Genomic DNA, 20,874 nt, shown 5'->3' with positions numbered 1-20,874 from the left:
AACAAATTTCAATTATGAAAAAGACAGCAATAACCATCATATCAGCTATTTTTTTATCTGCTTTAAGTCCGGCTTGTAAAAAAATACTGGAAGTAACCCCTCAATCCAGCATTACTGATGCCGTTTTCTTTAAAAATGAAAACGATTTTGAGCCTTATGTTACCGGTATATATACCTCGATGCGTACATTTTCCAACGATATTGTATATGGTACAGAAAGGAGTGAAGAGCTTGTAGCCGCCTTAAATTCCAGGTTCGGGGTAGCCTGGACACAGATCATTACACCCACCTCTGGGGCAATTAATTACAACAACTGGTACAAGGCCATTGGAAACTGCAATTTATTGCTGGCCAAAATTGAGGCCTTTCCTTTTGCAGCTAATCCTGACCTTAAAAAAAGGATACTGGCAGAAACCTATTGCCTTCGGGCCTATTTCTACTTCCATTTAACCAGAATCATTGGCGATGCCCCCATTATGCTGGATGCGGTAGTAGACGAAAATGTCCCCTTGCTATCCAGGGCAAAAGCCAGCGATGTAATGAAGCAGATCCAGTCAGACCTTGACCTGGCCATCCAGAATTTTACCAGTATCGGAGGTTTTTCTAAAGGTGTTTATCCATCAAAGTACCGCTTTGCTTACGGATCGGCTATGGCCCTGAAAGCTGATGCCTATCTTTGGAGCGCAAAAGTACTGGGTGGTACCGATCCGGATTTTAACAGTGCCATAGCAGCCATAACTGAAGTAGAAGCTTCCGGTTTAATCCTGAACCAGGACTATAAAAACGTAACTGGCATCAGAGCAGCAGGCAACACAGAAGTGGCCCTGGCCGCTTATTTTCAGAGGGATGAGATTTCCAATAATTACGGACTTAACGCATTGCCTTATTTAGCTGGTGTACAGGGCGCATTAAACCTAAGCCAGATACCTTATGCACAAACTACCGTAAACGGACAAGGCGCTTACCAGATCAGCCCCAAATCCAGGGCCTTATTTACCAATGTGGCCGACAAACGGATTCCTTATACCTGGATCACTGAAATTCAGGCCTCTGGACCAAAGATCTCCTGGATCACAAAATATCCTGGTAACGTGTATCCGGACAGCCGTGTTTCAGATAATGACATCATCATTTACAGGTTATCTGATATTTTTCTGATGAAAGCAGAAGCTTATGCAGCGTTGAACAATATTCCGAAAGCATTGGAATACCTGAATAAGGTAAGGTTCAGGGCGGGTACTGGCGACTATACCGCTTCTGTTTTGAAGACTGATGTAGAAAAGGAAATTCTTGATGAACGCGGCAGGGAGCTGTTTTTTGAAAATAAACGCTGGTATGATTTGGTCCGGTTCCATAAAGGCGGTACCATCAATGTATATACCTATGTGCCCAATCTGGCTGGAAAAACCACACCACTGTTCTGGCCATTAAATACCACAGTATTCGCAAATAACCCAAACATCAAACAAACAGAAGGCTACATTCAATAAAATGACCCCACTTAAGGCAACAGAAATATACGGCAACTGGGCGACATTATTATTGCCCCTTAATATTGATGACAGCATCAATTACAGCCAGCTGGAAGAAGAAATAGATACGCTGATCGCTTTTAAGGTAGATGGTATTTACTCCAACGGAACAGCCGGTGAATTTTATAACCAGACTGAAGAGGAGTTTGATCTGATCAATGCGCTCCTTGCAAAAAAGTGCAATGCGGCAGGTATGCCTTTCCAGATCGGGGCTTCCCACATGAGCCCCGAAATATCCCTGCAACGGGTACAGCGTGCCAGATCATTGAAACCCTCGGCCATCCAGGTGATCCTGCCTGACTGGTTTGTACCTACCATTGAAGAAATCATCGTATTTCTGAAGGTGATGGCCAAAGCAGCTGATCCAATAGGCTTAATCCTGTACAATCCCCCACATGCAAAAAAGAAGCTTTCACCTGCAGATTTTTTAGATATTCTGCAAGCAGGAGTTCCCCTTGCAGGATGCAAAGTTGCAGGAGGTGATGTGCAATGGTACCAGGACATGCAAGAGCTACCAGTACCATTTTCGGTTTTTATTCCCGGACACCATTTGGCAACAGGCATTTCAAGGGGCGCACATGGAGCCTATTCCAATGTAGCCTGTTTAAACCCCGCCTTTGCGCAAAAATGGTATAACGATATACACATTGGGGATAAAACAGCATTTGAACTCGAGACCAGAATTCAACGGTTTATGAACGAATGTATAGTCCCCTACATTACAGATCAGGGTTATGCCAACCAGGCGGTAGATAAATTTATGGCAGCAGTGGGCGGCTGGACACCTATAAGTCCGCGGCTGCGCTGGCCTTACCGCTGGATACCGGAGGAAGATGTGCCCGCTATCAGAAAAAAATGCAAAGAGATCCTGCCCGAAGTTTTCAATTAAAAATTTTCAATACTTAAACCAAACCCATGCTAATTTTTACCAGAGCACACCACAAACTGTTTGCACTCGAAACCGCTCTATTTTTCATCACTATTTGTTTTTTTTTGACATTTATAACAACAGGATGCAAAACAACAAAACAGAACATTTCAAGGTCAGGATTAGACAGTACCTTGGTTTTTACACCCGATAAAACTTATACTTCTATGCGGATACCGGCTTTGGTGATTACCCAAAAAGGCACTTTACTGGCATTTTGTGAAGGCAGGATAGGAACAGCAAGCGACTGGGCAGATATGGATCTGCTGATGCGCAGGAGTACAAATGGTGGAAAAACCTGGGAACCCCATGTCATTATTGCCGCAAAAAAAACCGGAGAACCTACAAGTAATGCCACTCCAATAGTAGATAAAGATGGAACCATCCATTTGCTATACCAGCGGGATTATGCGAGGGCCTACTATACCTTTTCAAAAGATGACGGAAAAACATGGAGCAAGGCTGCAGACATTACCTATGCCTTTGATGCTTTTAAACCGGAGTATGACTGGAAAGTACTTGCACCAGGACCAGGACATAGTATCCAGTTAAAAAATGGCCGTTTGCTGGTTCCTGTATGGTTAAGTAATCCGGCTAAAATGCTGCCCAGAAGAAGTCACGCGCCATCTTGTATTGCTACCATTTATAGTGACGACCTGGGCCACACCTGGAAAAGGGGAGCAATTATAGCAGACAACAATCCCGATTTTAAGAACCCCAGCGAAACTATGGCCATCCAACTTAAAGATGGACGTGTGATGGTCAATATCAGAAACGTAACAGAAAAGCACCGCAGGGGCCTTAGCTATAGTAAAGACGGGATCAGCGGGTGGAGCAAACCTGTTTTCGACGAAGAATTGTTTGAACCTGTATGCATGGCTACCATTACGCGCCTGCCGGAAAAGCTGGGAGGGGGAATGCTGTTTATCAATCCCGACAGCAGGGACATTCCTAAATATCCGCGCAAAAACCTCACTGCCAGGATCAGCAATGATGAAGGGCAAAGCTGGCCGGTTAAAAAAGTAATCGATACAGGAACCTCAGGCTATTCTGATGTAGCTGTTGGAGCAGACGGAACCATATATTGTTTATACGAGACCAACTCAAACCCCGGCAGAAATTTTAATTACAGCCTGGTTTTGAAACGTTTCAGTTTAAACTGGCTAACCGGCACATCTAAGAAATAAATTCAATTATTTGGAATACCCGATTTAATATTTCATATTTGATATTGTAAATATGTTCTACATAACAACTAATAAATGTAGTTCATTACAAACCAAACCAAAATAAACTGTATAACCTTTTAATCAATGCTTTTCGATTTAATTATGAACGGGCTTTACCCTTGCAGGTAGCGTTTATTATTAAAACAATCAGCAAAATTAATGAGCCTGCAATGAAACAAACTAAAAAATATTTCATACTGCTGTATGTCATATTAACTGTATTTGGACTATCCTGTTCTAAAGAGTTCCAAGAGCATTATAACCCCGAAAGAAGAATCGACAAAAACATTATCCAGGTATTAAGTGAAGATCCTGACCTAACTGATTTTGTAAAGATCATAGACAAGCTGGACCTTAGAAAAACCCTGGGGGAAGCAGCCATTTATACCTGTTTTGCACCTACAAACGAACAGGTAAATGCGTACTTTAAATCTAAGGGATTTACATCCATAGCCGATGTCCCGGTACTGGCGCTCCGTCAATATGTAAACAACCATTTCATCAATGGAATGTATTATAAATATGACATTGAAAAAAGGTATAAAGACGCTATAAATGGATTAAACCCCACAAAGGCCACCTTTTATAAAACGCGAAGCGAAACTGCACTGCCTTCCAAATCAATCAGGATTTTCACACCTTCTTTTTTTACCGCCCAGCAGGACGATTACAAAACGCTGTACAACATCGCGGGTAGTGGTTTTATGATCGGCACGGCAAAGATCTCCGATACCAAATTTGATATTGATGCCAGCAATGGCGTTATCCACGTGCTACAATCGCCTTTGGAGGTGATGCCCAGAACGGATGCCGCAATAGCAGCCGATCCGGAGGTATCTATGTACAATAAATGGCTTGAAACTACAGTGACCTATTCTCTGGGTGAAAAAGATGAATTCGGCTGGGTGGATACCACACTGATCAAATCTTATTCTATAGGCAGGAACCTTGCAGATGAAAATGTGCTGACTACTGTATTTGTACCTACCAATGAAGCTTTAATGAATTATTTTAAGCCTTATCTGGCCGACCTTTACAACAATATAGACTCGGTTCCAAAACTCATCATTTCCGAAGTGCTCAGGAGCAGTATCCTGGCCGATACCTGGTTCAAAAGTGACATTATAAGAAATAACCCTGAACTGAGAACAAACAATTATCCGCAGATCATTCAAAAAATAGCACCAACAATTGTCGGCTCCATCGTATCCAGTAACAGCATCATTTATAAGGTAAATAAAATGCTGGAACCACCTAAGCTCAATAGTGTTGAAGGTGGGGTATATATGAAAAAGAGAATTTACGGTCAGTGGGACTGGATGTTCCAGCATACCAACCTGGAATCTGGCTTAACGGACGGACTATATTTTCAACACGGATCCAGGACCATATTGTTGCAACCGGATGAAAAATGGGGCTTTCCACTGGCTGAAGATATGGATGCGGCAACCCTGCTGATCAGGCAGAATGCCTGCCGCACCGGCATACTCAATATTGATGTAAGGGCTGACGGTGGTTTCAGAAAACGCTTTTACCCAACAGAATTTGGATACATATTATACGACAACAGCAAATTTATAGATTATACGGGCAATACCGTTTCTTTGATCAAATCTAATCCCACCTGGGAACGCGGCAATGGTGCCATCTATGAAATTGATGGTTTCCTGACACCAATGGACAAGGCCGACCTGACCAGAACGGTTTACGCTTTGGTACAGAAAGATCCTGAACTCTCCTTATTTACAACAGCCTGCACAAAATCAGGCCTGGTCACAGAGCTGAACCTGACCGGATTTTTTAGTTATACCGTACTGGCCCCAACCAACGCAGCCATACAGGCTGCCGGCCTGCAGGTCAACACCATGACGGTTGATGCACTCAAAAATTTTGTAAATGCGCACATCATTCCCAACCGCTATGTATTCAGTGATGGGGTATCGCAGGGAAGTATGCCCAATAAGGCGGGGAATTATTTGACAGTTAACGGTCAATGGGAAAGTTTCTCCATAACCAACAGTACAGGTAAATCTATAAAACCGGTTGCAGCCAATCTTCAGGGCTGTAATGGGGTTGTACACAAAATTAATCAGGTTTTTTAAGCGGTAACGATTTTAAAATGAATAGAATATTACAAAAGATTTGCATTCTTATAGGTTTACTATACTTAAATATCGATGCTTTCGCGCAAACCGATATCATTACCGGAGTGGTTTACGATGAATCTAAAAATGTAACCTTTCCGGGGGTAACCGTAATGCTTGTTAACCGCAATAACCTGGTATTAACAGGTATAACGACAGATAACGATGGTAAATTCCGGTTAAAAAAGACAGACAATGCCGAAAAGATCATCTTCTCTTATGTGGGCTATAAAAAACAGGAATTTGTGATCGGTACGCGAAAAAGTTTTGAGGTGGTTCTGATCAACGGCTACAATACCATGGATGAACTAAAGATTGTTGGACAGAAGAACCCTAAGGCCGATATGGGCTTTCTTTCTATCGATAAAAAAGAACTCAGCAGTGCCGTCGCATCCGTAAACCTGGAAGATCTGAAAAACCTTCCTGTAACATCTGTAGAACAGCTGATACAAGGTGCTGCGCCAGGTCTGCAGGTTGTTGCCGCCAGTGGCGATCCGGGTGCCGCAGCTACCATAAGGATCAGGGGTATTTCCAGTATCTCCGGCATAAACGATCCGCTTTGGGTAGTGGATGGAACTGAGGTTATCGGCAACGACTATAAAGTACAGAGTATAACCGACTTCGGGTTTAGCCCCATAGGCGACATAGACCCGTCCGACATTGAATCTATTGATATTTTAAAGGACGCTTCTGCTACTGCACTTTACGGATCCAAGGGTGCAAACGGAGTAATCGTCATCAAAACCAAAAGGGGTAAACAGGGCAAGCCCGAATTCAGTTTTACCTCTAAATTTACCTTTACAGAGGTACCCAGAACAATTCCAATGATGTCTGGTGATGAACACCGTATTTTCTCCATAGAAAGTTATGGCAACGGAACAGATGATGGAAGTTTCCTCAAAGAGCTGCGTGGAGACCTGACCAGGGCTGATGCCTGGAAATACAATAACAATACCGACTGGATAGCTGCCATTACCCGTAAGGGTTATTACCAGCAATACAACACTTCCTTAAGCGGTGGTGGAGAGCGGGTTACCTATTACTGGGGAGTGGGTTATACCAACCAGTATGGCACTACCAAAGGTACCGGATATGACCGTTTTAACAACCGCTTTAACCTAAATTATAAGGTTTCTGATAGGTTAAAAATTTCGGCCGATCTGTCCTTCATCAATTCCATAACTGATAAAAGAGGGCAAACGCATCCGATCAATGAAAAAGGACTTACAGATTTTACAGCCGATGAGATTTCCCCCATGGCTTATGCCAGGGAGATCAGTGCCTATTATCCAATCTATTCCAGGAACGGACTGGATTATTTTGTAGACCGCGCAGACCCGGTTTCGGTCACTTCAAGGTATAATCCTCTGGCCATTATTGATTATTCAACTTATCTGACCAAGTCGAACCGCTTTATGGCCTCTACGGTAATAGAATATAAAATTCTTAAAAACCTGGAGTTCCGGTCACAGATCGGCGTCGATTTCCGCGAGTCTGCCGATGAATATTTCCTTCCGGGATATGCTACTGCAGCCATTGCCGGAGAGGCACTTTTCAATGCAGGTATGCAAACAGAAGGTCATCAGCTGATGATCAACAACAGCAACCGCCTGACCTGGTCGGCCTTTAGTAAAAAGAACCACCGGCTTACAGTTACAGGAGTATTGAACCTGACCATGGACAAGGACAACTCTACTTCCGTAAGCTACAGCAACGGCGCATCGCCGCAATTAAGGGCATCCGATGCATCTGCGGTAGTTGCCTCAGCAGGTGGGGCATTTGGTGAGCGGAGAAACATAGGCACCTTTCTGCAGGGACATTATGTATTTAAAGACAGATATTTCTTAACGGCCACTGCAAAAATGGAAGGCGATTCCAGATATGGAAAAGACAATCTTTATACTGTTTATCCCGCAATTGGCGCAGGTTGGGAAATGTCTAAAGAAAAATTTCTTTCTGATGTAAAATGGATTACAAATATCAAACCGCGCTTTGCTTTTGGAATTACAGGCAACCTGCCAAATGTGCTCAATTTATATGATGTTGCCTATGCTACCGGTACAGGTTACCTGGGCCAGACCTATACCTACCCTTCAAAATTTGCGTACGACAACATTAAACAGGAAAGCACTACTGAATACAATACTGGGGTAGACTGGAGCTTATTCGACAATGCAGTATCCGGACAAATTGATTATTATACCCGTACCACCACCAATTTATTGCTGCAGGAAACACTTTCCTCAACTTTAGGTTATGCCAGTCAGTATATCAATTTCGGTTCTGTACGCAACAGCGGGCTTGAGCTTGGCATTTCGGCACTTATTTTAAAGGGTGACAAAAAATCACTACGCTGGAGAACGTTCTTCAATATCTCCAGAAACCGGAATAAATTATTGAGTCTGCCTGAAAAATTTGATGCTGCTGCCTTTACCCAGACCAAAGATGGTTTCACCTCCAAACTTCAGGCAGGTGATGTGATCGGAGGGTTTTATGGTTACCGGGCTTTGGGCGTATACCCAACAGATCAGGATGCCATATTGAAGGATAAAGATGGGGCCATCATTTACGAAGCAGATGGCCTGACGCCTAAACGTATGCGCTTTGGATCGAACACCGGACATCAGTTTAGCGGGGGAGAAATGCAATACGACGACATTAACGGAGATGGGATCATCAATGAGCTCGACAGGGTACAGATAGGTGATGCAAACCCGATGTTTTACGGTGGCTGGAACAATTCCTTTAACCTGGCCAACTGGTCCTTACAGGTAAATTTCCAATATCAGTATGGCAACGATGTGATCAACCTGACCAGAAAATCTTTAGAAAAAATGGCCGATTCGAAGAACCAGGCAAAATCAGTAACCGACCGATGGAGAAAACAGGGCGATATCAGCAATATCCCGCGGGCAGACAGACTGGCAGAATGGAATTATGCAGCGTCAACACGATGGGTAGAAGATGCCTCCTATCTGCGTTTGAAAACCGTATCGCTCTCCTACGATTTTGATAAGAAAACCGTAGGCAGGTTAAAAATAGGCATCAGAAGCATGAGTGCCTTCTTAACTGCCTATAACCTTTATACCTGGACCAGGTATTTGGGTATCGACCCGGAAGTACCTATTACTGGCAGCGTAAATATGTTTGGAATAGACAACAATACAACTGCACCTGCAAAGCAGTATACACTCGGGCTAAGGGTCTCACTTTAATTTAGAAACAAAGAAATGAAAGCATTAAATAACATAAAATACGGATTGCTGCTCCTGATCTTCCTGGGCACTGGCTGTACTAAATTTTTAGATGTGGAAAGACCGGATAACCTGATCAAAGATAATTTCTGGCAAAACAGGGACCAGGTATATTCTTCTTTAATCGGGCTGTATACAGCCATGAACAGCTGTGTAAGTTCATTCCAGGTATGGGGGGATAGCCGGTCTAGTCTATATGCGCCCGGAATAGGTACCGAATTTACCAGTAACCATGCGCAATTCCTTTCGCACGATATTTATACCACAAATAGTCTTACCTCATGGGCCTCTGTATATAAAGCAATTGGCTGGACCAATGCTTTTATCAAAAATGCCCCTGAAGGCCCTAAAAATGACCCCACTTTTAAAGTAGAAGAGCTACAACAAATGATGGGCGAAGCTTATGCCCTTCGTGGTTTATTCTACTTTTACCTGGTCCGTACTTTTAAAGAAGTACCTGTGATCAAAGAACCTTATGAATCAGATGCACAAACCTTCAATACAGCCGCTTCATCTGAAAACGAGGTGCTTGATTTTATAGAGGAAGACCTTGGCAATGCCCTGAAAATTGCGCCTGAAACATTTACCGATGCAAAGGAACGCCATGGCAGGATCACTAAAAATGCCATCAGGGCAATACTGGCCGATGTCAAACTCTGGAGAAATCAATATGCAGCCTGTATCGATCTGTGCAAAACCATTGATGTAGCATACGCAAATTCTTTGGTAAGGCCGCTCGACTGGTATACCATTTTTTATCCCGGCAATTCTACTGAATCCATCTTCGAATTCCAGTATGGCCTTCAGGGGCCATCCTCACCATTGTACAACTGGTTCTCTTTTCATGATCAGGGCAAGGAGATCTACCTGGCCAATTCAAAGAACATCACTGCAAATTCTGGTGAATTTCTGTATCCAAGTACAGTACCCGAACATATCACTTCTGATACCATACGGTTAAAACCCTATAGTGCCTTTAGCATGACATCCGCAGCAAATGGCTATGCCTCAGCAACTGAGGTATATAAATTTCTGGGGCAGGCACCTTACCAGGTGGCTTACAGGAGACAAAACGACCGTACCTCCAATTACATTTTTTACCGCTACCGCGAAATCCTGCTGATGAAGGCCGAAGCTTATGCCATGCTCGGCCAGTACGGCGAGGCCGAAAAGAACATCAATATCATCCGTAAGCATTGCGATATACCGGAACTTACGCCTGGTGAAGGCGGTGAGGGGGCCGAATTTTTTACCAGGCTTTTGCTGGAAAGGGAATTTGAGCTCGGGTTTGAAGGGAAAGAATGGTTTGCCGCTGTAAGGGTAGCCAGAAGAACAGGATATGCTGATGTTTTGCTGGAAAAAGCAGCAAACAACCATTCTATGAAACTGGCTTACCAGGTAGTAAGGGCCAGGTTACTGAACCCGGAAAGCTGGTTTTTGCCCTATTACAGAACAGAAGTTGAAAACAACCCATTACTGGTACAAAAAGAATTTTACAGGAACAAATAATATGAATGGCCAAATTAAACCAAAGCAAATGAAACAGTATTTAAATTACCTGCTTACCGCAACCTTGCTGCTATTTGTACTTCAGGGTTGTAAAAGAGATTTCTCGGGAGCCAGATATGACAGTAATGATGAACTTCAGATCATTGATTATATAGACAACAGGCCCGACCTGAGCACTTACCGCGAACTGGTAGACTATGTAAAAAAACGGAATCTGTTAAAAACAGCCGGGGCATATACCGTATTCGCACCAACAAATGCAGCTTTCACCAATTTATTTGCCCGCTTATCTTCAAACGGAGAAAAGGTAAGTGCCATAAAGGACAAAACACCGGAATTCTGGTTGAACTATTTCAGCTATCACCTGTTAGACAAAAAAATAAATACCAATGCCCTGGAGCAGGGACCACTATCGGCCCCAACGGCACTAAACAAGAAGTTTTTAATTGCGGATATCCGGGATTCTTACAGCGCTATCAAACTGAATAATTTTGCCACCATCCAGGAGTCTAATATCGAAATGAGCAATGGCTATGTCAATATTCTTGATGAAGTCCTCTCACCACCTGTAGAAAGTATACTGACTACCCTTCAAAAAACAGGAAAATATAATATTATGCTGGGCATTTTTGAAGAAACTGGCCTAACCAGATACCTTAAAGACAGTACCATCACCCTGATTATTGAACGTGACGAGGTATTGCAAAAAAACAATTTCAATAAAGCTTCCATCAGTAACCTGGCCCAATGGGCAGCTTATCATATTGTCCCCGATTCGGGCTACTTCCTCAACCAGCTAACCAAACAGCGGATCTATCCTGTATATAAAAAGGAAGCCCTCAGTTTTAGTGTAAACGCCCGTGGCCAGTATTTTATGAATGAGAAATATAAGTTCGACCAGTCTATCGAGTTCGGTATAGACCGCATCTGTTCCAATGGGGTATACCATTCCATGGACAATGTAGTAGCCATCGAAACCGCGCTGCCTGCAACCATACGGTTAAACCTGTTTCCGCCGGGCAGCCCTTATGGCGAACAGAATGTATTTACAGTGGCACCGGCACAGATCGTTTTAAATACCGGAACACAAAGTTATCACCAGAACAAAGAATTGAAAATTGTCGCATTCGATGCACAACAGGTTGGCGATTACTTTTATTTCACCGTTCCCGACGTTCCGGTGGGAAAATACAATATCCGCGTGGTACACCGTGCCGGAACACGTGGTAAATTCCTCACCATCTATAATGATGTAATTGTTAAAAATGATATCGACCTGTCTAAAACCGACGGCACCTGGGCCGAATACAACTATTACATCTATAACAACTGCGGGATAATTAATGTCGAAAACCGTTCTGATGTGAAATTAACTTTTGCACTCACCGCTTTTGCGGCAGGAAAGAACGGAAGCTATTGCTGCGATGTGCTGATGGACATCATTGAACTGATCCCTGTACCCTAATCAACGCAGATGAAAAAGGAATTAAAAATTATGATAAGAAAAGTTTTACTGTTTGCCTTAAACATAGCATGCCTCTCTACCTTTGGGCAGGAAAATAAAAAAGTGTCCGACTCTCTGCTGAAAAGTGTAAACATCAAAGCCGGGGCCCTTACTTTTACTGAACTGATGGCAGACAAGCCAGGCATCCAGGTTATCCAGTCGGGTACCATTGGCGCCGCCTCGCAACTGATGATCCGCGGATTGGGCTCCATCAACCTCAACAGTTCACCGTATATATATGTAGATGGGATCCCGGTAAGGTACTCCCGTGCATTACCTTCATTTCTATCTGTTTACCAGCCTTCACGTTTCAGCTTCATAAATCCAAATGATATCAAAAGTGTAAAACTGGCAAAAGAGGGCATAGATGTATCCGCCAACGGCGGTCGTGGCGCAAACGGGGCCATCTATATAGAAACAGACCGGGGCGAATTGGGTGGCACAAAAATAGATTTTTCAGCTAAGTTTGGTCTTTTAACAGCAAATTATAATGTAAACCGTATGGGTGCCGGCCAGTTTAAAAACTACCTGCGCAATTACTTTCTAGAAAATGGCAGCACAGCTACCGAAGTAAACCAGCACCCTGTTTTTGACCCGGCCAATCCAATGTATAATGGCAATACCAACTGGATGCGTTTAATTGCTAAAAATGGTATGTTAAGTGATTATCACTTAAAACTAAAAGGTGGGGATGGTGATGCCTATTACATGTTTAGTGTAGGCTATGCGGATAAGAACGGTACCCTGAAAGGATCTGACCAGAACCAGGTGAACCTTCGTTTTAACCTCGATTATAAACTTTCACCTAAAATAGAGATCTCCAATAACCTGGCTTATACCCACGCAGCCACAAATTATGCAGAGCAGGGGGCAGATTACAGCATCCACCCCGTATTTGTTGCGGCCACTAAAGCTCCCTTTTTAAGTCCCTACTTGTTTTCCCCGTCGGGCCAGCTTACCAAACAGCTTGCTGACGCAGATACTTTAGGGAAAAGCAATCCCCTGGCACTGGTAGACAATATGTACAACAGCAACGAAGACAACCGTGTAGATGGCAGCATCAGCATCCATTGGCTGTTGGCACCACAAACTTTTCTGCACTCTTCATTTGTATTTAATTATATGAGCCTTACAGAAAAACAATACCGTCCAAAACTGGGTATTGTCCAGGACCTGAACAGGATCAGGCAAAACTTAAAAAGAAACTCCAGTGAATCTATGCTCCTATGGAGCAGTTGGCTGGATAAAACAGGAAAATTTGGTGCCAACAACCGCTATTCGGCCAAAGCAGGTTTATCTATAGAGTCTTATGAAGAGAAATCTATATTTGTCCGAAAAATCAATGCCGGTTCTGACGACTATGAAACACTTGCACAAGGTACTGTAGATTCCTCTTCGAATTTAAAATATAGATCAAAGCTGCTTAGCCTGTACATGAGGGGCGATGTTGACTTCTTGAACAGGATCAACCTGGCCGCCAACCTGAATATTGAAGGTTCCAGTAATTTCGGCAGTAAGGGCAGGTGGGGCATTTATCCAGGTGTAAAAGCAGTGGCAGATCTTTTTGAAAGGAAAAATGATACACAACTGGCCTTCCGTGCGGGCTGGGGCAGAAGCGGTAATAACGACTTGCGTGGCTATTATCAGTACAATCTTTATTATGCGGCCAATTATTTTGGCTATGGCGGAACTTATCTCGGTAATGTGGCCAATAAGTCGGTCAAACCAGAGGTCACTGATACTTATGACGGAGGTTTAACACTCAACTTATTTAAAAACAGGCTGACTGTAGATGCGGGATACTATTATAAAGCCACATCAGACCTGATTACCCGACGTGCTGTACCAATTGAACTTGGCCTTGACCAGCAATTTGAAAATAGCGGAAAAATGACTTCACAAGGGGTCGAAATCAGTTTGGATGCTAAACTGATCGATAAAAAAGAGCTTTCATGGTTAATATATGGCAACATCTCTACTTTAAAAAACAAAGTAAAGGCACTCCATAACGGAAGCATCATCAGATCCATAGGTGGTATCCATACGGTAGCCAAAGTAAATGAGCCCCTGGGTGCATTTTATGGCTATAAAGTACTGGGTGTTTTTGCTAACCAAGCCGATGTAAACCTGCAAAAAGCCGATGGTACCAGTTTTAAGGCTGGCGATTACATCATTGATGATGTCAACAAAGATTCAAGGATCAACGAACAGGACCGTCAGGTAATCGGGTCTGCACTTCCAAAGGCTTTCGGAAATTTCGGTACTGCCCTGAGCTATAAAAAACTGTCTTTCAACGCCTTGTTTACTTATACTCTTGGCAATGATATTTACAATAGTTTTAATCAGCAAATGCATGTAATGAAAGATTATTCCAACCAGTCGCCCGATGTAGAGGGCCGCTGGATGTCGGCTTCAAACCCCGGAAACGGACTAAGCCGCGCTGCCTTTGATGATCCTTCTATGAATGGCGCCCCCTCTGATCTTTGGCTGGAAAAAGGAACTTTTCTTAGGTTAAAAAATATTACCGTCAGCTATGAAATTCCGCTGCCGGCAAAAATGAGGTTTTTCCGTGCCCTCAATGTATACGTCACAGGCGAAAACCTGGCCACTTTTACAAAGTACAGCGGATTTGATCCTGAAGTAGTCAGCACACCCGATCCCATGTTAAGGGGAATTGATTTTGGGGCATCTCCGCTTCCCAGAACATACATTATGGGTTTTAAAGTATCATTTTAGTCAATATGAAAATGAAGACAATCAAAATAATAAAATCAATAAGCACAACTTCAGTAATGTTACTACTAGGCATGTGTATCCTTTCCTGTAAAGACTTTTTTAATGAAGCCCCAACGGACACCATTAAAGAAGAAAACTTTTACAAGAACAGGGAAGATTTAAATGCCGCTGCAATTGGTATGTATGAATCACTGGCACAGGAAACGCACAAATTCCTGCTGTGGGGTGATGCCAGGGCCGACATGGTTACTACCGGTCAGCCCGAACCTGACCCTTACATCAATGAGTTTGTGGTAAATAATGTTACCTCAAATAATCCTTATACCAATTATGCAGGCATCTACCGCACCATTGCACGCTGTAACCGTCAGATGGAAAAAGTGTATAACGTGCAGAAACTGGATTCCAAAATTGATGCCCGGGATGCGGGTGCATTTTATGGCGAAGCATTGTTACTGCGTGCCATCTGTTATTATGAGCTGGTACGTACTTATGAAAAATTTCCCATTATCCTTTCCGATTACGCGGAAACCATAACCTACGTAAATACAGAAGGGGAAACTGTAACCAAGCCAACGCTCAGCCTGACTTCCGAACAGATCAGCGCCATTTACAGGATGCCTAAAGATCAGCAGGAAGTATGGAAACTGATTTACAATGATGTACTTACCGCATTAGGCATGTTGCCCGTAAACTACAAATGGAATGCGCAAAGCCTGAGTGCCAAGGAAAGATATGGAAGGGTCTCACAACCTTTGGCTGCTACGCTGGCGGCTGAAATAGCCTTATGGCTGGGCGAATACCAGACCGCATCTTCTCTTTGCGATCTGTCCATCAAAAATTCAAACCAAAGTCTGGGAACAGCAGGTACCTGGTTCAATCAGTTTTCAAGTGCCTATGCAACTGGCCACTCCATGTTCTTACTGGGCTATCAGTACGACAATAGCTTTGAAACCAATAGGCTGCAGGAGTTTACTTCCCCGGTACGTAAGGATGGCGGAAAGTATTACCTGAAACCGGTTTCAGCCCTCATGAACCGCCTGTTTAAAGATGATGTTTCTTTAACCGATGCCGACATCAGGGCCCAGGCCAGCTTTAAAGTGCTTAATGGCGATACGGTAATCTGGAAATACATCGGACTCGACAATGTATTGTCCATGCGTCTCGCTTATCAGAGCAGTGCCAGCTGGTCAGTTATGCGCAGTGCGGATGCCTGGCTGCTCAAAGCTACAGCAGATCTGATGCTAAACAATTACGCATCTGCCTTTAATTTTATCAATATGGTAAGAACGGCAAGGGGCCTGGTCATTTTGGATAAGGCTACATTTAATTATACCGACAAGGTGGTCATGGATAAACTGATTTTTGACGAAAGGGCAAGGGAGTTCGCTTTTGAGGGAAGGCGCTGGTACGATTTAATGCTGCAGTCAAAACTCAACGGCAAAAACATGCTGGCCGATGCGGTTACCGCAAAATACCCTGCAAAAGACAAAGCCGCAATTAAGACCCGTCTGATGGATGAGAAAAACTGGTATATCCCTGTCAATCCAAAGTTATGGGAGTAATGATCAAATTAAATAAGGACATCATATTAAAATATATACGCATGAAAATATACAGACCAACAGCATATTTCTGCTTTGTGCTATGCATCAGTAGTCTGCTGATCACCAGCTGCTACAAGGAAGAACATTTTGATTTCCCCGGACCTTATGAAGAAGCAAATACCGTTAACCCCGATTCACTTCCTTTTCCATTTGATGTAAACAAGCAGGCAGGGGTATGGCTGGTAAAAAATGGAGTGCCCGATTACGGAAAAGTACTGTTTAAAGGCTATACAGATTATTACCCAAAAGGGGATACCCTTTCCTGGGTGAAGGAAAACGACGGGTTACACATGCTTCCGCATTTTAGCTTTTATCCTTTGTCCAATGCAGATCATTTTGCGGGTGATCCCAACAGCTATAAGTTCAATTGGGTATATTCCAAATACTTTGTTCCTGTAGGCTCCGGAAAAAGTTTCTATATGTACGCTAAAGTTACATTTGGCACATTTAACAGTACGGCTGCAGGTTTGTCTTTAGGAAAAAACTGGGATACAGGTGGTCCTTTTACTTTTGGCCTTGATGGAAATACCTCAACCGGCGAACCTGGCTTTTTCCTCGACCTTTATGGTAAAAACGGAATAACAGTTAACCCTGCCCTGGGCTGGCCAACCGTAACCCAGGTAATGACACCCGGTGTCCCTGCCAATATGGAAGTGGTCATCACCAATGGGATTTTTTATGTAAAGGTAAATGGCACGCTTGTATTCACCTTTAAAATGGCAGCCGAACGGGCCTATTTTTATACTCCGCAAATCCGCCCATGGCGCAACTTTGTTGCTGTACACGACATGTACATAGAAAGCCGCGAAATGTATACGCTTGATTATGCCATGCATGAATACGAAGGAAGCTATAACAAGATCCAGGCGCCCGCCCTGGCCAAAACCCCTAACGGAGAATTGCTGCTCTTTGCAGAAGGACGCTCTACACCCACATCCGCCAAAGAAAGGGTAGCGCAAAATACCATGCCGGTAGGCAATACCGATATCATCATGAAAAGATCTGCTGATGGGGGCAATACCTGGAGCAACCAGCTTACTGTACTTGCAGGTAATGGCAGCAATTTAACATATTGCTTTCCACAGGTGGTTACAACAGATAATGGCAAGATCATTTTACAATACAGTACCATAGGCGGTGCTTTCGCGGCCAATAGCAATGCCTTCACTTATGATGTCAACTCACAGCGGATCTACCAGATTGAATCGAATGATAACGGCCTAAGCTGGACAATACCGGTAGAAATCACAGCTTTTAAAAATACTGCAGCAGGATATATTCAGGGTGGTGCCGTACATGGTATTGCACTTAAATCTGCCACCTACAATAAACGCCTGGTTATGCCCCTTACTTACAGTACCAATGTGGTCAGAATGGCCCTTTCTGATGACGGCGGGATTACCTGGCGTCTCGGCAAGGCAATCAGTGGCAGCCGTTTAACGAAGGCCACTGTAGTCGAATTGTCGGATGGCAGGTTAATGATGGTAGCGGGACATACCAATACCAGCCCTAAAAACAAACTGGTTTCCTATAGCAGTGATGGTGGCGACAACTGGACTGCAGCAGCCAATATTTCCGCTGATGTAAAAACAGGAGATTATGGACATCTGTTCGGAGGAATCATCCTGAAAGGTAAAGACGGAGAAATACTTTTGGTAAACCCGATCAACAGAGAAACAGATACAGAAGTTAAAAACAGTCCTACTTATGCCGTGGCACCTGTTGTTTTTAAAAGCACCAGCAATGGGCAGGCTTATACTACAGTAGGGCCGCTTTTCTCAAGAGAGGCTTATTTTGGTTACAACGCCCCGATTGGAAACATGGATGGCATCGTATTGGACGATGGCAGGATTGTGATCGCCGGAGAAGGAGGGGTAGAAAGTCCCGCCGAAGGGATTGTGATCTATAAGAAGTAGCATAAACATTCTTTATATTGTAAATAAAAGCAGTTCAATCTGATAAGTATGGCGACAAATGATTTAAGTAAAGACCTGGCACCAATAGCTTCAAATACGATTGTAGATGTGGTAGAGGTCAGGCTCAGGGAATTTTTGAAGAAGAAATCATTCCGTCCGGGTGATGCTCTCCCAAAAGAACTGGAACTGGCAGAAGCACTGGACGTGAGCAGAAATGTACTGCGCGAAGCCTTGAGCCGGTTACGCATGCTGGGCATGGTGGAAACAAAGAAAAAGCGGGGAATGATACTCAGCAGGCCAGATATCCTGGGCACGTTTGAACGTGTACTCGACCCGCTCATTATCGATAAAGAAACACTCCAGGATATTTTTGAGCTCCGGCTGGTACTGGAAATGGGACTGGCCGATCTGCTCTATATCAGAAAAACAGATAAAGACATTGATGAACTTGAAAATATCGCCAAAAAGGAAGTAAATCACGACAACTCATTCCGCATTAAAAATGAAATTGCCTTTCATGGAAAGCTCTATGAAATGTCGGGAAATGCTACGCTCAAACGGTTTCAGATCATGTTACTGCCCATTTTTGATTATGTGCTGACCCTCGAAAAAAAACCAACAAGAGGTAAGGTTACCCACAAAGACCTGATCGAATTGCTCAGAACAGGATCTAAAGATGATTTTAAAAAAGGAATGGAAGCACACTTAAAACCACATTTCGACAGATTGAAATGAATATTTTATATCATAAATTATTTGGATATGCCGAAAATACTTAACACTTTTGATATGTACTACATAAGTACTATAAACTACCCAATGACCAGATATTTCAAGCACTGATGTTTATCTTATGAAAGCGATAAAGAGAATTTTAAACATTAGTATTTTATGTTGTTTGCTGCCGGTAATCACTGTGGCGCAGGCCAGTCAGGCCACACAAAAAAAATATAAGATCCCTGTATTGAAGGGAAGAGCTAACAATCCGGTATTGCGCATTAAAATTGAACTTAACGAAGCAGCTGAATTGCAGCAAATTGATATCCTTACAAAAGGAACGCTCCGTCTAAATGATATCCAGGATGTCAAATTACTGGCCAGTGGAACGGACTCAGCGCTTTTTAAAGCTGAAAAGGCAGGAATGCTAAGGCTTTTTGCAGCAGCAAATGCTCCGCTAAAAGAAAAAACTTCATTAACTGGTAACCTGCCCTTACAAAAAGGGATCAATTACCTCTGGTTAACCCTCAGCTTAAAAGCCACAGCAAATGCGGCCTCATTCTTAAACATCAATGCCACCCTTGTCAGGCTCAACAAGGACAGTTTAAAAATAACACCCGACAATTATGCAAACCGCCTGGGCATCGCACTGCGACAACACAATCAGGATCAGGTACATACTTACCGCATCCCCGGGCTTGCTACGGCCAATGACGGTACTTTACTGGGCATTTATGATGTACGCCGCGATAGCGGAAGGGATTTACAGGGCAATATCGACATTGGCCTGTCCCGCAGTCTGGATAAAGGTAAGACCTGGCAGCCCATGCAAATTGTAATGGATATGGGTACCTGGGGCAATCTCCCTGAAAAATTTAATGGGGTATCAGATGCCAATATCCTGGTCGATAAAAAAACAGGCCATATTTTCATCGCAGGGTTATGGATGTATGGCGTGATCAATGAACAGGGAAAATGGCTGGAAGGACTTACCGAACAGAGTAAGGACTGGAACCACCAGTGGAAAACCAAAGGTTCACAGCCTGGTTTTGAGCCGAAACAGACCGCCCAGTTCCTGATCGTAAAAAGCACCGATCATGGCAAAACCTGGAGTAAACCGGTCAATCTTACAAAAATGTGTAAACAGGAAGACTGGTGGCTTTGGGCACCGGCACCTGGTCAGGGCATTACCATGAAGAATGGGACACTCGTATTTCCAACCCAGGGTAGAAATGCAAGCGGTAAAGCTTTTTCTAACCTCACCTACAGCAGCGATGGTGGCCATACCTGGAAAACAAGCAGGGCAGCAACCCAGGAGTCCACTACAGAAAATATGGTTGTAGAACTTACAGATGGCACATTGATGCTAAACATGCGGTCCAATGCCAACAGTAAAGATACCAGCAGTACCAATGGAAGGGCCATTGCCATAACCAATAATATGGGACAGGACTGGACATTACACCCTACATCACATCAGGCCTTGCCAGAGCCAACCTGTATGGCCAGTATCATCCGGCACGACTTTGTACAAAATGGAAAGAAAAGGTCTGTATTGCTCTTTTCTAATCCGGATGCTAAAACAGCCCGTAAAAATATGACCATCAAAGTAAGTTACGATGATGGCAAAACCTGGTCCTCAGATAAAAAGATCCTGCTGGATGAAGAAAAGAGCAGGGGATACTCCTGCCTGACCAGTATCGACAACAATACCATCGGAATTCTGTATGAAGGCAGTCAGGCCGACATGGTATTCCAGACCATAAAACTGGACGAACTACTTTAAACCCATTTTAAC

At 43.5% G+C, this 20,874-nt stretch carries 12 protein-coding genes; all 12 read left to right on the top strand.

Translation table 11 applies throughout. The annotated features are described in order from the left end of the window. Nucleotides 1–14 precede the first annotated feature (14 nt). A complete protein-coding gene (locus PHEP_RS11035) occupies nucleotides 15–1,490 on the top strand; it encodes a RagB/SusD family nutrient uptake outer membrane protein (protein ID WP_015808042.1) in 1,476 nt (491 codons plus the stop codon). A 1-nt stretch (nucleotide 1,491) separates the two neighbouring features. Then, on the top strand, nucleotides 1,492–2,421 hold the full coding sequence (locus PHEP_RS11030; protein ID WP_015808041.1) for a dihydrodipicolinate synthase family protein: 930 nt from the start codon (nucleotides 1,492–1,494) through the stop codon (nucleotides 2,419–2,421). A gap of 104 nt (nucleotides 2,422–2,525) precedes the next feature. Beyond that, complete coding sequence (locus PHEP_RS11025; RefSeq protein WP_238326468.1) at nucleotides 2,526–3,647, top strand: sialidase family protein; 1,122 nt, start codon at nucleotides 2,526–2,528, stop codon at nucleotides 3,645–3,647. A 212-nt stretch (nucleotides 3,648–3,859) separates the two neighbouring features. Then, complete coding sequence (locus PHEP_RS11020; RefSeq protein WP_015808039.1) at nucleotides 3,860–5,791, top strand: fasciclin domain-containing protein; 1,932 nt, start codon at nucleotides 3,860–3,862, stop codon at nucleotides 5,789–5,791. A 17-nt stretch (nucleotides 5,792–5,808) separates the two neighbouring features. Next, entirely contained in the window at nucleotides 5,809–9,048 is a 3,240-nt protein-coding gene (locus PHEP_RS11015; protein WP_015808038.1) for a SusC/RagA family TonB-linked outer membrane protein, read from the top strand. Between the two features lie 15 nt (nucleotides 9,049–9,063). Beyond that, complete coding sequence (locus PHEP_RS11010) at nucleotides 9,064–10,596, top strand: RagB/SusD family nutrient uptake outer membrane protein (protein ID WP_015808037.1); 1,533 nt, start codon at nucleotides 9,064–9,066, stop codon at nucleotides 10,594–10,596. A 28-nt stretch (nucleotides 10,597–10,624) separates the two neighbouring features. After that, on the top strand, nucleotides 10,625–12,061 hold the full coding sequence (locus PHEP_RS11005) for a fasciclin domain-containing protein (protein ID WP_202901242.1): 1,437 nt from the start codon (nucleotides 10,625–10,627) through the stop codon (nucleotides 12,059–12,061). 30 nt (nucleotides 12,062–12,091) lie between these two features. Continuing rightward, nucleotides 12,092–14,836: a SusC/RagA family TonB-linked outer membrane protein gene (locus PHEP_RS11000; protein WP_187290738.1), complete on the top strand. Its 2,745-nt coding sequence runs from the start codon at nucleotides 12,092–12,094 to the stop codon at nucleotides 14,834–14,836. Nucleotides 14,837–14,892: 56 nt separating this feature from the next. After that, complete coding sequence (locus PHEP_RS10995; protein WP_202901241.1) at nucleotides 14,893–16,401, top strand: RagB/SusD family nutrient uptake outer membrane protein; 1,509 nt, start codon at nucleotides 14,893–14,895, stop codon at nucleotides 16,399–16,401. Between the two features lie 41 nt (nucleotides 16,402–16,442). After that, nucleotides 16,443–18,359, top strand: coding sequence for a sialidase family protein (locus PHEP_RS10990; protein WP_162141650.1), 1,917 nt, complete (start codon nucleotides 16,443–16,445; stop codon nucleotides 18,357–18,359). Nucleotides 18,360–18,407: 48 nt separating this feature from the next. Next, entirely contained in the window at nucleotides 18,408–19,094 is a 687-nt protein-coding gene (locus PHEP_RS10985) for a FadR/GntR family transcriptional regulator (RefSeq protein WP_015808032.1), read from the top strand. Nucleotides 19,095–19,212: 118 nt separating this feature from the next. Continuing rightward, nucleotides 19,213–20,862 (top strand): sialidase family protein, encoded by a 1,650-nt coding sequence (locus PHEP_RS10980; protein ID WP_015808031.1) that lies wholly within the window; start codon nucleotides 19,213–19,215, stop codon nucleotides 20,860–20,862. Nucleotides 20,863–20,874: the final 12 nt, after the last annotated feature.

Origin of the sequence: Pedobacter heparinus DSM 2366, from assembly GCF_000023825.1 — a bacterium.
GTDB classification, from domain to species: domain Bacteria; phylum Bacteroidota; class Bacteroidia; order Sphingobacteriales; family Sphingobacteriaceae; genus Pedobacter; species Pedobacter heparinus.
This window is presented reverse-complemented; position numbering and strand designations above follow the sequence as displayed.